Source organism: Pseudomonas triticicola, assembly GCF_019145375.1.
In the GTDB taxonomy this organism is placed as follows: domain Bacteria; phylum Pseudomonadota; class Gammaproteobacteria; order Pseudomonadales; family Pseudomonadaceae; genus Aquipseudomonas; species Aquipseudomonas triticicola.
Genome location: NZ_JAHSTX010000001.1, coordinates 4,622,201 through 4,635,080, shown reverse-complemented (window position 1 = coordinate 4,635,080; position 12,880 = coordinate 4,622,201). Strand labels below are relative to the sequence as shown.

At 60.7% G+C, this 12,880-nt stretch carries 11 protein-coding genes; 8 read left to right on the top strand and 3 right to left on the bottom strand.

Features of this window, described 5'->3' with window-relative positions:
- Positions 1-318: 318 nt before the first annotated feature.
- Genes KVG85_RS20410 through KVG85_RS20375 form a run of 8 tightly spaced genes read left to right on the top strand, consistent with a single transcriptional unit; the run spans position 319 to position 9,307 of the window.
- A complete protein-coding gene (locus tag KVG85_RS20410) occupies positions 319-1,233 on the top strand; it encodes a GDP-mannose 4,6-dehydratase (protein ID WP_217864797.1) in 915 nt (304 codons plus the stop codon).
- On the top strand, positions 1,230-2,201 hold the full coding sequence (gene gmd, locus KVG85_RS20405; protein ID WP_217864796.1) for a GDP-mannose 4,6-dehydratase: 972 nt from the start codon (positions 1,230-1,232) through the stop codon (positions 2,199-2,201). Before KVG85_RS20410 ends, gmd begins: the two co-directional genes overlap by 4 nt.
- A 3-nt stretch (positions 2,202-2,204) precedes the next feature.
- On the top strand, positions 2,205-3,647 hold the full coding sequence (locus tag KVG85_RS20400; protein ID WP_217864795.1) for a mannose-1-phosphate guanylyltransferase/mannose-6-phosphate isomerase: 1,443 nt from the start codon (positions 2,205-2,207) through the stop codon (positions 3,645-3,647).
- Positions 3,648-4,445, top strand: a complete 798-nt coding sequence (locus KVG85_RS20395) for an ABC transporter permease (protein ID WP_217864794.1) — start codon at positions 3,648-3,650, stop codon at positions 4,443-4,445.
- Positions 4,445-5,698 (top strand): ABC transporter ATP-binding protein, encoded by a 1,254-nt coding sequence (locus KVG85_RS20390; RefSeq protein WP_217864793.1) that lies wholly within the window; start codon positions 4,445-4,447, stop codon positions 5,696-5,698. The genes KVG85_RS20395 and KVG85_RS20390 overlap by 1 nt, the downstream gene beginning before the upstream one ends.
- The gene (locus KVG85_RS20385; RefSeq protein WP_217864792.1) at positions 5,695-7,062 is read left to right on the top strand and encodes a glycosyltransferase family 4 protein; all 1,368 of its coding nucleotides are present in this window, start codon (positions 5,695-5,697) and stop codon (positions 7,060-7,062) included. The genes KVG85_RS20390 and KVG85_RS20385 overlap by 4 nt, the downstream gene beginning before the upstream one ends.
- Positions 7,046-8,176: a glycosyltransferase family 4 protein gene (locus KVG85_RS20380; RefSeq protein ID WP_217864791.1), complete on the top strand. Its 1,131-nt coding sequence runs from the start codon at positions 7,046-7,048 to the stop codon at positions 8,174-8,176. The genes KVG85_RS20385 and KVG85_RS20380 overlap by 17 nt, the downstream gene beginning before the upstream one ends.
- On the top strand, positions 8,177-9,307 hold the full coding sequence (locus KVG85_RS20375) for a glycosyltransferase family 4 protein (RefSeq protein ID WP_217864790.1): 1,131 nt from the start codon (positions 8,177-8,179) through the stop codon (positions 9,305-9,307).
- A gap of 7 nt (positions 9,308-9,314) precedes the next feature.
- Here KVG85_RS20375 and KVG85_RS20370 read toward each other — a convergent pair whose 3' ends face one another.
- From KVG85_RS20370 to glmS, 3 genes are all read right to left on the bottom strand, one after another.
- The gene (locus tag KVG85_RS20370; RefSeq protein WP_217864789.1) at positions 9,315-9,941 is read right to left on the bottom strand and encodes a glutathione S-transferase family protein; all 627 of its coding nucleotides are present in this window, start codon (positions 9,939-9,941) and stop codon (positions 9,315-9,317) included.
- 104 nt (positions 9,942-10,045) lie between these two features.
- A complete protein-coding gene (locus KVG85_RS20365; RefSeq protein ID WP_217864788.1) occupies positions 10,046-10,972 on the bottom strand; it encodes a LysR family transcriptional regulator in 927 nt (308 codons plus the stop codon).
- Between the two features lie 75 nt (positions 10,973-11,047).
- The gene (gene glmS / locus KVG85_RS20360; RefSeq protein ID WP_217864787.1) at positions 11,048-12,880 is read right to left on the bottom strand and encodes a glutamine--fructose-6-phosphate transaminase (isomerizing); all 1,833 of its coding nucleotides are present in this window, start codon (positions 12,878-12,880) and stop codon (positions 11,048-11,050) included.

Here is a 12,880-nt window from a genome sequence, read left to right as displayed (position 1 = left end):
TCTTGTTTTAGTGGTCAGTTTCACCCCGCGTCGCGGCGTCCGGAAAACAACCGGCCAACTCACGACGAAGGCCATTCTAAACACATCCATCGCGAGTCCGGGAACCGCCCGGCGAGAATAAATCGGACTATGCTGACGAGAACTGACCAGTCACGGTTTGCCCGGTTGAAATTGCCGAGCAATTGGCACAGATTGGCACCCAAACAACTACAACAACGGCTTCGCCTGCTGTTTCACTGGATATTTCCTCCGGTCTGACAGCGCTTTCCTCAAAGCGTGCAAGGAAAGCGGCGCGAGTCATGACCAAGGGGTCGCTGTTTGAAAAAACGTCTGTTCGTCACGGGCCTCAGCGGCTTCGTGGGACAACACATTCAGTCTCGTCTGGCTTCGCCGGGCTCGTCGTGGGCGCTGCTGCCTGCCGCATCGGTCTACGACCTTACGAACGCCGACAGCCTCATCGACCTTTGGCCTGAGTTGCCGGATGCAGTCATTCATCTGGCCGGCCAGACCTTCGTGCCGGAAGCCTTTCGTGACCCGGCCCGCACCTTCGATATCAATCTTTTCGGCACCCTCAACCTGCTGCAGGCGCTCAAGGCTCGCGGCTTTGCCGGCACTTTCCTGTACGTCAGCTCCGGCGACGTTTACGGGCAAGTCGGCGAAAAGCATCTGCCGATCACCGAGCAACAACCGCCGCTGCCACGCAATCCGTATGCGGTGAGCAAGCTTTCAGCGGAGTTTCTCTCCCTGCAATGGGGCCTGAGCGAAGGCTGGCCGGTGCTGATCGCGCGTCCGTTCAACCACATCGGCACCGCGCAGAAAGACAGCTTCGTCATCGCCAGCGCCGCCCGGCAGATCTGCCGTATCAGACAGGGTCTGCAAGCACCGCAACTGCAAGTCGGCGATATCGACGTTACGCGGGATTTTCTTGATGTCGGCGACGTGATCGCAGCGTATTTCGCCCTGCTGGAAAACGGCACAACGGGGCAGGTCTACAACATTTGCTCGGGCCGCGAGCAAAGCATTCGCAGCCTGATCGAGCAATTGGCCGATCTGGCCGAAGTCGAGGTAGAACTGGTGCAGGATCCGGCGCGCATGCGGCGCGCCGATCAGCGCCGCGTCTGCGGCAGTCACGCAAAACTGGCCAGCGCCACAGGATGGGCGCCAGCCACCACCACACAACAATCCCTGCGGGCGATCCTGTCCGACTGGGAGATGCGAGTACGACAACAATGACAAAAAGTGCACTGATTACCGGGATCACGGGCCAGGACGGCGCCTATCTGGCCAAACTGCTGCTGGACAAGGGCTACAAGGTTCACGGCCTCGTCGCCCGGCGCAGCAGCGATTCACGCTGGCGCCTGCGCGAGACGGGTATCGAAGCCGATATCGTCTACCTCGACGGCGACATGGCGGACGCCTGTTCGGTGCAGCGTGCGGTAATCAAATCGGCACCGGACGAGGTCTACAACCTCGCCGCACAGAGTTTTGTCGCCGCCTCCTGGGATCAACCGGTGACCACCGGTATCGTCGATGGGCTGGGCGTGACACACCTGCTCGAAGCGATCCGCCAGTTCAGTCCGCACACGCGTTTTTATCAGGCCTCGACCAGCGAAATGTTCGGCCTGATCCAGGCTGAGCAGCAGGACGAGAACACGCCGTTCTACCCACGCAGCCCTTACGGCGTGGCCAAACTCTACGGCCACTGGATCACCGTCAACTACCGCGAAAGCTTCAACCTGCACGCCAGCAGCGGCATCCTCTTCAACCATGAATCACCGCTGCGTGGCATCGAATTCGTTACCCGCAAGGTCACTGACGCCGCTGCGCGCATCAAGCAGGGCAGACAGCAGGAGCTGGCGCTGGGCAACATCGACGCGAAACGCGATTGGGGCTTTGCCGGCGATTACGTCGAGGCCATGTGGCTGATGCTGCAGCAGGACAAGCCCGACGACTTCGTGGTCGCCACGGGCGTCACCACCACGGTGCGCGAGATGTGCCGCATTGCCTTCGATCACGTCGGCCTTAACTACCGCGATTACGTGAAGATCGACCCGGCGTTCTTCCGCCCGGCCGAAGTCGAAGTGCTGCTCGGCAACCCGGCCAAGGCCCAGCGTGTACTGGGCTGGAAACCGAAAACCGACCTGGATACCTTGATCCGCATGATGATGGATGCGGACATGAAACGCGTCGCCAAGGAGTAGGCCATGCTGATTCCGGTGATTCTGTCCGGCGGTGCCGGCACCCGTTTGTGGCCGGTGTCCCGCGAGGGCCACCCCAAGCCGTTCATGACCCTGCCCGACGGCCAGTCGCTGCTGGGCAAGACCTACCAGCGCGCGGCGGCGTTGCTGGACGGCTGGGGCGATATCGTCACGGTGACCAACCGCGAGTATTACTTCCAGAGCAAGGATCACTATTGCGCGGCGCACGTATCGCGCCATCGTGGGCACTTTCTGCTGGAGCCGAGCGGGCGCAATACCGCACCGGCGATCGCAGCGGCAGCACTGTCATTGCAGGCGCTGCACGGCGACGACGCAATCATGGTGGTGATGCCGGCGGATCACTTGATCGTCAATCAGGACGCCCTGAAGAGTGCGGTCGAGCACGCAGTGAATCTGGCGAAGGACGGTTATCTGGTGACCTTTGGCGTGGTCCCTACCGCGCCGGAAACCGGCTTCGGCTATATCGAGACCGGTGCGCCGCTGGACGCCAGAGGCGCGGCCAAGGTGCAGCGTTTCGTCGAGAAACCCGACCTGCAGACCGCTACGCATTATCTGGAGAGCGGCAACTTCCTGTGGAATTCGGGGATGTTCTGCTTCACCACCGCGACGCTCATTGCCGAACTGCAACTGCACGCACCCGAGTTGCTGGAACAGACCCGCGCCTGCATGGCCGTCAGCGCACCGGTCGAAACGGTCGGCTGCCTGCAACAGGAGTTGTCACCGGCCCTGTTTGCCGAAATCACTGACATCTCCATTGACTACGCACTGATGGAGCGCTCGGAAAAAGTCGTGGTGGTACCTGCCGGTTTCGACTGGAGCGACATCGGTTCGTGGAACGCGGTCGCCGCGCTGATTCCCGCCGACGCCGACAACAACCGCGCCAGCGGCGAAGCGATCTTCATCGACAGCCACAACAACTTCGTGCAGAGCGAGGGCCGGCTGGTGGCGACCGTCGGTGTGGATAACCTGATTATCGTCGACACCGCTGATGCGGTGCTGGTGGCCCATGCCGACCGTGCACAGGATGTACGCCGCGTGGCCAAGCAACTCAAGGACAAGTCCCACGAAGCCTATCGGCTGCATCGTACGGTCAGCCGTCCTTGGGGCACCTACACCGTTCTGGAGGAAGGCCCGCGTTTCAAGATCAAACGCATCGTGGTCAAACCCGGTGGCAAGTTGTCGTTGCAGATGCACCATCACCGCAACGAGCACTGGGTGGTGGTCGAAGGCATGGCCAAGGTCACCAACAACGGCTCCGGCACGACCCTGGTCGCCAAGAACGAATCGACGTTCATTGCCGCCGGCCACAAGCATCGCCTGGAGAACCCCGGGGTGATCGATCTGGTCATCATTGAAGTGCAAAGCGGCGAGTACCTGGGCGAGGACGATATCGTGCGCTTCGAAGATCAATACGGCAGGACGGTCTGAATGCTGCTTTCCCTGTACCGCTCGCTGTACAGCTACCGTGGGTTCATCCTCGGCAGCGTGCAGCGCGAGTTTCAAGCGCGTTATCGCAACTCGCTGTTCGGCGCGCTATGGCCGATCTTCAATCCGCTGTCGATGATCATTGTCTACACGGTGATCTTTTCCCAGATCATGCGCGCACGCCTGCCCGGTGTGGACGACAGCATGGCCTACAGCGTCTACCTGTGCGCAGGTCTGCTGGCCTGGGGGCTGTTTTCCGAAATCACCCTGCGCAGCCAGAACATGTTTCTGGAAAACGCCAACCTGCTGAAGAAAATCAGCTTCCCGAGGATCTGCCTGCCGGTGATCGTGCTGATCAACGCCGGGATCAATTTCGCCATCATCATCAGCCTGTTTCTCGGTTTTCTGCTGATCACCGGGCGCTGGCCGGGGATGGCTCTGCTGGCACTGATTCCGCTGATTGCTCTGCAAATGATGTTCTGCGCCGGGCTGGGCATGGTCCTTGGCGTATTGAACGTATTCTTTCGCGATGTCGGCCAGTTGTTCGGCATCTGCCTGCAGTTCTGGTTCTGGCTGACACCGATCGTCTACCCGATCACGATCCTGCCGGAATGGGTGCAGCGCCTGCTGCAACTCAACCCGCTGACCAACCTGTTCAGCAGTTATCAGAACCTGTTTCTCTACGGTCAGTGGCCGGTATGGAGTTCGCTGCTGCCGGTTTTCATTACCGGCCTGGTGTTCTGTCTGATCGGTCTGCGGCTGTTTCGCCAGCGCGTCGGAGAAATGGTGGATGAACTCTGATGGGACATATTCGCGTCACCGGCCTGGGCAAGGCCTATAAGCAATACCCAAACCGCTGGGCACGGCTGGCTGAGTGGCTGATTCCGTTTTCGCCGATCCGCCATCAACAGCACTGGGTGCTGCAAGATGTCGAATTCGAGATTGCTCCGGGTGAAGCGGTGGGTATCGTCGGCGCCAACGGTGCAGGCAAAAGCACCTTGCTGAAAATGATCACCGGCACCACACAACCCACCCAGGGCAAGATTGAATTGCAGGGGCGCGTCGCAGCCCTGCTGGAGCTGGGCATGGGTTTCCATCCGGACTTTACCGGTCGGCAGAACGCAATCATGGCCGGTCAGTTACTGGGCATGCAGCTCGAGGAAATCGAAGCGCTGATGCCCGACATCGAGCACTTCGCTGAAATTGGCGATGCGATCGACCAACCGGTCCGCACTTATTCCAGTGGCATGCAGATGCGCCTGGCGTTCAGCGTCGCCACGGCTCGGCGCCCGGACATCCTGATCGTCGACGAAGCGCTGTCGGTGGGCGATGCCTATTTCCAGCACAAGAGCTTCGAACGCATCCGCAGCTTTCGTAAATCCGGCACGACGTTATTGATCGTGTCCCATGATCGTTTCGCGATTCAGTCGATTTGCGACTCAGCGATTCTGCTCAAGGATGGGCGCGTGGCCATGCGCGGCAAACCGGAGCCGGTTCTCGATTATTACAATGCGCTGATGGCCGAACGGGAGGGTCAGGTCGTACGCCAGGAAACGCTCTCCGGCGGCGAGGTGCAAACGGTCTCCGGCACCGGCGAGGCGGCGATTCTGAGCGTACGCCTGCTCGATGAAAACCAGCGCAGCATTGACGCTGTCGAAGTCGGCCAACCGGTGGTGCTCGAAGTGCAGGTCGAGGTACGCGAGGACATCGAACGGCTGGTGCTGGGCTTTATCCTCAAGGATCGCCTCGGCCAGATGATGTACGGCATCAACACTCACCGGCTGAACAAGGCATTGACCGATCTGCGCGCCGGGGAGCGTTTTACCTACCGTTTCGCCTTCGTGATGGGCTTGGGCAAGGGCAATTATTCGGTGTCGCTGAGCCTGTCGCGTCTGGACTCACATCTGGATCGCAATTTCGAGTGGCGTGACTGCGCACTGGTGTTCCAGGTGATCAACAACCCTCGGGAGGATTTCGTCGGTTGTGCCTGGCTCGACGCAAAAACCACCATTACCCGTGAAACCGAGGCCCGGCCTGTCGAGCGTGCGCCATGACCCGCCTGCTGGTTGAATGCACTCACGTATTCAAACACCCCACGGTCAATTCGGGGATCCAGCGCGTGGTGCGCAACGTCATAAAGCAATTGCCCGCCAGCGCCGAAGGTGTCGAATGCATGCCAGTGGTGGTGCTCAATGGCGAGCTGTATCGCGTTCTGCGCCTGGCGCCGTTCGATACGCCGTTCTGGAACATCCTTGAAACCTTCGGCGAACGCTTGCAGCGCCTTGCCCACCGCTTCTGGCAATGGCATCAGCGCCGCGATACACAGTGCGCTTCAAAACTGGCACGCCGGGTTCTTTATGTGGGCTATCGATTGACCCAATTTGCAGTGTTCGGCCTGCCGATTCGGCTGATCCGGCGGATCAACCGCAGGCAGCTGCTTAAACGCTGCTCGCCACTTCAACATCATCCGGGCGATCAACTGGTGCTGCTGGATTCATCCTGGCACTCGGACTTTTTCGCCCATGTCGAGCAGCTCAAACGCGACGGCGTGGGCATCATCGCGGTGATCTACGACCTGATTCCACTGACGCATCCGCAGTTTTACGACACGCGTCTGGTCGAAGTTTTCAATGAGTGGTTCGACTGGATTACCCGCACGGCCGATGGCTACATGGCAATTTCCGCCACGGTGCGTGATCAGGTGCGTGGTGAATTGCAACGCAGAATCGGTGCCGAGCAGACTGAAAAGCGCTGGTTCGATTACTTTTATCTGGGGTCCGAGCTCGACCTGCATCACAGCGCGGCAACGATCGAACCACGCCTCAAGGATCTGTTCGCCGGGTCCGAAGCGATCTTTCTGATGGTCAGCACCATCGAGCCGCGCAAGAACCATGGGTACCTGCTCGACGCCTTCGAACGCGCCTGGGCTGCCGGCTCGACGGCACGCTTGTGCATCGCCGGGCGTATCGGCTGGAAATGCGAGGCGCTGCTTGAGCGAATCCGCAATCATCCGGAACTGAATCGGCGCCTGTTCATGTTCAATGATCTGAGCGACACCAGCCTTGAATACGCATACGCGCAGGCCAGTGCGCTGGTCTTCCCCTCGTTCGTCGAAGGCTTCGGCCTGCCGCTGGTGGAAGCGATGCAGCGCGGTTTGCCAGCGATGGGTAGCGACATCGCGGTATTCCGCGAAATCGGTGGCGAGTTCATGGCGTATTTCGATCTGCTGGATCCACAAAGCCTTGCCGATCTGATCGAAACCTATCAGCGCAGCGGACAGTTTCCCGCCGCCCGCGACGTCGCTGACTGGCGCTGGATCGGCTGGCGCGAGGCCAGTGAGCAGTTGGCGACACGCAGCCTTGCCCATGTTCAGCAGGCCCCGCGCATGCAAGCGAGGCCGCATGCGCATTGCTCTTAACGCCCGCATCCTGCAAGCACCGCGCACCGGTATCGGCCACTACGTCGCCGAACTGGTCAACGCCTTGCGCAGCGAACCCGATGTGGACGTAAGCCTGTTTCACGGATGGGGCTGGAGTTCGGCCCTGCCGGCCGCAGCCATGCCCGGCTACTCGCGCATGACGCCATTGCTGCGGCAAATTCCCGGGGCCTATCAGGCCCGCCGCTGGCTGGAGCAGAAACGTTTCGATCAGCGACGTGCACGAGGGATCGATCTTTATCACGAGCCAAGCCTGTGGCCGCTGGCCTTCGACGGCCCGACCGTGATCACCCTGCATGACCTGACGCACCTGCATTTTCCAGAAACCCAGCCACCAGCACGTTTGAGGGAAATCGAACGTCGTCTGGCCGCCGGCGTCGAGCAAGCGCGGGTCATTCTGACCGATTCGCAGGCGATCGCTGACGAGGCGCAGGCCTACTTCAATCTCCCAGCACAGCGATTCGTGGTGGCGCCGTTGGGTGTGGCCGAGCGCTTCCGTCCTCGGCCACTTGAGGAAATCGACAGTGTGCTCAAGGCTCACGCCGTCCAGGCACGGGAATATTTCCTCTGTGTCGGCACCTTGGAGCCACGCAAGAATCTCAGCCTCGCTTTGCAGGCCCACGCCCTGCTGCCCGACGCTGTGCGCCAGCGCTTTCCCTTGTTGATCGCGGGCATGGCCGGTTGGCAGCGCGAGCAGTTCAGCGAGCCACTACGCCAGGCATTGGCCAGCGGCCACGTGTGCCTGCTCGGCTATCTGCCCGATGAGCAATTGGCGCAACTGTTGGCCGGCGCCCGGGCGCTGATATTTCCATCGTTGTATGAGGGCTTTGGCTTGCCGGTGCTGGAAGCCATGGCCAGTGGCACGCCGGTGGTGACCACCCGTTCTTCGGCGATGCCGGAAGTGGCCGGTGCGGCTGGCAACTATATTGAAGCGGACGATGCCGAGGGCTTGCGCAATGCAATGAGCCGGCTGCTTGACGACTCGCAGCATTGGCAGGCCTGCCGCGAAGCAGGATTGCAGCAGGCGCGGCTTTTTTCCTGGCAACGTTGTGCACAGGCTACGGCCGGTGCCTATCGCCAGGCCATGGGAGGTTGAATGCGCGTTCTTCATTTCTTCAAGACGTACCTGCCCGATTCGGTCGGCGGCATCGAACAAGTCATCTTTCAGTTGTGCGAAAGCGGCGCCCAGCATGGCATTGATGGGCAAGTGCTGACCCTCAGCACCGATCCGACACCGCCCGTGGTGCAACTGGGCCAGCACGAAGTACATCGGGCGAAGCTGGATATTCAGTTCGCCTCGACCGGTTTTTCCTGGAGCGTGTTCAAGCAGTTCCGTGAGCTGGCCGCCGAAGCCGACGTGATCAACTATCACTTCCCGTGGCCATTCATGGACCTGGTGCATTTCGCCAGCGCCGTGAACAAGCCGAGCGTGGTCACCTATCACTCGGACATCATTCGCCAGAAGCATCTGCTCAAGCTCTATCGGCCACTGATGAATCGCTTCCTCGCCAGCGCCGACCGCATCGTTGCTGCATCGCCGAACTATCTGCACACCAGCGATGTGCTGCAGCAGTTTCAGCACAAGACCCGCGTTATCCCCTACGGCCTGAATAAAGCAGGTTATCCACAGCCCGATACCGAACGCATGAACCGCTGGCGCCAACAGCTTGGGGATAAGTTTTTTCTGTTCGTCGGAGTGATGCGTTATTACAAGGGCCTGCACATCCTGCTCGATGCGCTCAAAGACATCGATTATCCCGTGGTGATCGTCGGTGCCGGTCCGCTGGAGCAGGAACTGCATGCACAGGCCGCCGCGCTGGGCCTGCGCAATATTCATTTCCTCGGCCGTCTGAGTGAAGAGGACAAAGTGGCGCTGCTGCAATTGAGCTACGCGATTGTCTTCCCTTCGCACCTGCGCTCGGAGGCATTCGGGATTTCGTTGCTCGAAGGCGCGATGTACGGCAAACCGATGATCTCCAGCGAAATTGGCACCGGCACCAGTTTCATCAATATCCACAACGAAACCGGGCTGGTGGTGCCACCGAGCAATCCACAGGCCTTTCGTGAAGCCATGCGTACGCTTTGGGAAAACCCTGAGCGTGCTGCCGAGATGGGTGTCAAAGCCGAAGCGCGCTATCGGCAGCTGTTCACCGCCGATGAGATGGGTCGCAAGTGGACAGAGCTGTATCAGGAACTGCTGGCTGAAAAGGCTCTGTCCTACGCTTGAGTGGAGGTCACGCGGTTTTCTGCAACCCGGCCACCGTGCGCGGCATAGCGACAAAACCCGGCAAGGCTTCGATCCGTGTCAGCCAGGCGCGAACGTTGGCGTAGTCATCCAGCGAGACATTGCCCTCCGGCGCATGTGCGATGTAGCTGTAGGCAGACACGTCAGCGATGGTCGGCTCTTCGCCCGCCAGATATGCAGTTTTGCCCAACTCCAGTTCCATGACCTTGAGCAGGTTGTGCGCACGGCCAATGACTTCTTCGGCATTCAGTTGCGCACCAAACACCGTGATCAGGCGTGCCGCCGCCGGGCCAAATGCAATCGGCCCCGCCGCTGCCGACAGCCAGCGCTGCACACGCGCTGCGCCCACCGGGTCGGCCGGCAGCCAGCGTCCGTTGCCATATTTCTGCGCCAGATAAACCAGAATCGCGTTGGAATCGGCCAGCACCACGCCGTTGTCATCAATCGCCGGCACCTGACCAAAGCTGTTGATCGCCAGGTATTGCGGCTGCTTGTGCTCCCCCTTGGCCAAGTCGACAAAGATCAGTTCGGTCGGCAGTTGCAGCAGCGACAGCATCAACTCGACGCGGTGGGCGTGGCCGGAACGGGGGAAGTTGTAGAGTTTGATCGCTTGCATGGTCGACTCCGCTGGAAAATGACGTCGCTACGGGGATGAGCGCGCCGATGGAGTCATCATCTATGGGTTGCCGGAACAACAGAATAACCAGCCGCTGCAATCGATTATTTCATCTCGTGCAATAACGCCGCAGCGCTCAAGGCCGGATGCTCACGCAGCGCCTTCACGGCGAAGTCGACAAAACTACGGATCCGCGCCGGCGCCTTGCGCCCGCCCTGATAAACCACATGGATCGGCAACGGTGGCAATTCAAACTCGGCGAGGACGATTTCCAGCTCGCCCGCTGCGACCTTGTCCGCTACTTGATAGGACAGCACTCGCGTCAGGCCCAGGCCTTTGCGCGCGGCGGTGATCGCCGACTGATTGGCCGTGACGGTCAGGCGCGGTTCGGTGCGCACGCTGAGGGCTTCACCGCCGTCGAGAAACGGCCAGTTGCGTTGCTGACCGATCGCCGACGTCGCCACCACCGGCAACCCGGCCAAGGCCTGGGGATGCTCCGGGCGGCCGTGTTCAGCCAGAAACGTCGGCGAAGCGCAAATCACCCGTCGCACTTCCCCGACGCGAATCGCATGCTGATTGCTGTCCGGCAGCTCACCGATGCGTACCGCGACATCAACGCCCTCCTCGACCATGTTGACGACCCGGTCCAGCAACAGCGCGTTGATCGACACATCCGGATAACGACAAAGGTAATCGGCCATCACTGGCGTGACGAACAGATCGCCAAACAGCACCGGCGCAGTAATCGTCAACTGCCCGCGCGGCAAGGCATGGCTGCCTGCCGCCGAATCCTCGGCCTCCTGCACCTCGGCAAGAATCCGCCGGCAGTCATCGAAATAACGCTGCCCGGCTTCGGTGAGATGCACGGTGCGCGTGGTACGCACCAGCAGCTGCGTACCGATATGCTGCTCCAGCGCCGCTACCGCCCGGGTGACGCTTGCCGCCGACAGACCCAGACGCCGCGACGCCGCCGAAAAGCCTTGCTCCTGGGCGACGACAACGAAGATCTGCATTTCCTGAAAGCGGTCCATGGGATTCCTCGGCGGCGGATACGACAATCGCAGCCGAGGCTGCGATTGTGGAAGCGTAGATCATCTGTGGATAACTTATTCCACGGTGACCGATTTCGCCAGGTTGCGTGGCTGATCAACGTCGGTGCCCTTGAGCACGGCAACGTAGTACGACAACAGCTGCAACGGGATCGTATAAAGGATCGGCGAGAGAATGTCGTGGATGTGCGGCATTTGCACCACGTGGGTACCTTCGCCGTTGGTCATCGCAGCCTTCTCATCCGCGAACACGATCAACTCGCCGCCACGGGCGCGGACTTCCTGCAGGTTGGATTTGAGCTTTTCCAGCAGTTCGTTGTTCGGCGCGACGGTCACCACCGGCATGTCGTTATCCACCAGCGCCAATGGGCCGTGTTTGAGCTCGCCGGCCGGATAGGCCTCGGCGTGGATGTAGGAGATTTCCTTGAGTTTCAGGGCACCTTCCATCGCGACCGGGAATTGCGCGCCACGGCCGAGGAACAGGGTGTGGTTTTTCTCGGCGAACAGTTCGGCGATTTTTTCCACGGTGCTGTCCATCGCCAGCGCTTCGCCGAGGCGGGTCGGCAGGCGACGCAGCTCTTCGACCAGCGTGGCCTCAACGCCGTTAGCCAGAGTGCCGCGCACCTGTCCCAGCGACAGGGTCAGCAGCAACAGGCCGACCAGTTGCGTGGTAAAGGCTTTGGTCGAGGCCACGCCGATCTCGCGACCGGCCTGGGTCAACAGGGTCAGATCGGATTCGCGCACCAGCGAGCTGATGCCGACGTTGCAGATCGCCAGGCTGGCGAGGAAGCCCAGCTCCTTGGCATTGCGCAGCGCCGCGAGGGTGTCAGCGGTTTCACCGGACTGCGAGATGGTCACGAACAGCGTGTCCGGCTGCACCACCACTTTGCGATAACGGAATTCGCTGGCGACTTCCACTTGGCACGGAATACCGGCCAGTTCTTCGAGCCAGTAACGCGCGACCATGCCGGCGTGATAGCTGGTGCCGCAGGCGACGATCTGCACGTTGCGTACTTTGGCAAACAGCTCGGCAGATTGTGGACCGAAGGCCTCAACCAGCACCTGATTGTTGCCCAGGCGACCTTCGAGAGTGCGCTGGACCACGGTCGGTTGCTCGTGGATTTCCTTGAGCATGTAGTGGCGGAACTCGCCCTTGTCGGCGGCTTCGGCACCGTCGGTGTACTGCACGGTCTGGCGCTCGACAGCGTTACCGCTTACGTCCCAGATCTGCACGCTGTCGCGACGGATTTCAGCGATATCGCCTTCTTCCAGGTACATGAAGCGGTCAGTGACCTGACGCAGAGCGAGTTGGTCGGAAGCGAGGAAATTCTCGCCCAGGCCCAGGCCGATCACCAATGGGCTGCCACTGCGCGCGGCGACCAGACGATCCGGTTGCTGTGCGTTGATCACTGCCAGACCGTAGGCGCCATGCAGCTCCTTGACGGTCGCTTTGAGCGCGGCAGTCAGGTCCGGTTGTTCCTTGAGCTTGTGGGTCAGCAGGTGGGCGATGACTTCGGTGTCGGTGTCCGAGCTGAACGCATAGCCCAGCGCTTTGAGCTGTTCGCGCAGGGCTTCGTGGTTCTCGATGATGCCGTTGTGCACCACCGCAATGTCACCGGAAAAATGCGGGTGGGCATTGCGCTCGCACGGCGCGCCATGGGTCGCCCAACGGGTATGGGCGATACCGAGACGGCCGGCCAGCGGGTGTTCGGCCAGGGCGGTTTCCAGTTCGCTGACCTTGCCCGGACGGCGCAAGCGTTCCAGGGTTTCGTCGTTGGTATAAACCGCCACACCGGCGCTGTCATAGCCGCGATATTCGAGGCGCTTCAGGCCTTCGAGAAGGATGGCGGTGATGTTACGTTCAGCTACAGCGCCGACAATGCCACACAT

What these genes read in the sequence shown, in the direction of transcription:
- KVG85_RS20390 (WP_217864793.1), top strand. Translation starts at nt 4,445, where the DNA reads ATGGGACATATTCGCGTCACCGGCCTGGGCAAGGCCTATAAGCAATAC.
- KVG85_RS20380 (WP_217864791.1), top strand. Translation starts at nt 7,046, where the DNA reads ATGCGCATTGCTCTTAACGCCCGCATCCTGCAAGCACCGCGCACCGGT.
- glmS (WP_217864787.1), bottom strand. Translation starts at nt 12,880, where the DNA reads ATGTGTGGCATTGTCGGCGCTGTAGCTGAACGTAACATCACCGCCATC.
- gmd (WP_217864796.1), top strand. Translation starts at nt 1,230, where the DNA reads ATGACAAAAAGTGCACTGATTACCGGGATCACGGGCCAGGACGGCGCC.
- KVG85_RS20385 (WP_217864792.1), top strand. Translation starts at nt 5,695, where the DNA reads ATGACCCGCCTGCTGGTTGAATGCACTCACGTATTCAAACACCCCACG.
- KVG85_RS20370 (WP_217864789.1), bottom strand. Translation starts at nt 9,941, where the DNA reads ATGCAAGCGATCAAACTCTACAACTTCCCCCGTTCCGGCCACGCCCAC.
- KVG85_RS20375 (WP_217864790.1), top strand. Translation starts at nt 8,177, where the DNA reads ATGCGCGTTCTTCATTTCTTCAAGACGTACCTGCCCGATTCGGTCGGC.
- KVG85_RS20400 (WP_217864795.1), top strand. Translation starts at nt 2,205, where the DNA reads ATGCTGATTCCGGTGATTCTGTCCGGCGGTGCCGGCACCCGTTTGTGG.
- KVG85_RS20365 (WP_217864788.1), bottom strand. Translation starts at nt 10,972, where the DNA reads ATGGACCGCTTTCAGGAAATGCAGATCTTCGTTGTCGTCGCCCAGGAG.
- KVG85_RS20395 (WP_217864794.1), top strand. Translation starts at nt 3,648, where the DNA reads ATGCTGCTTTCCCTGTACCGCTCGCTGTACAGCTACCGTGGGTTCATC.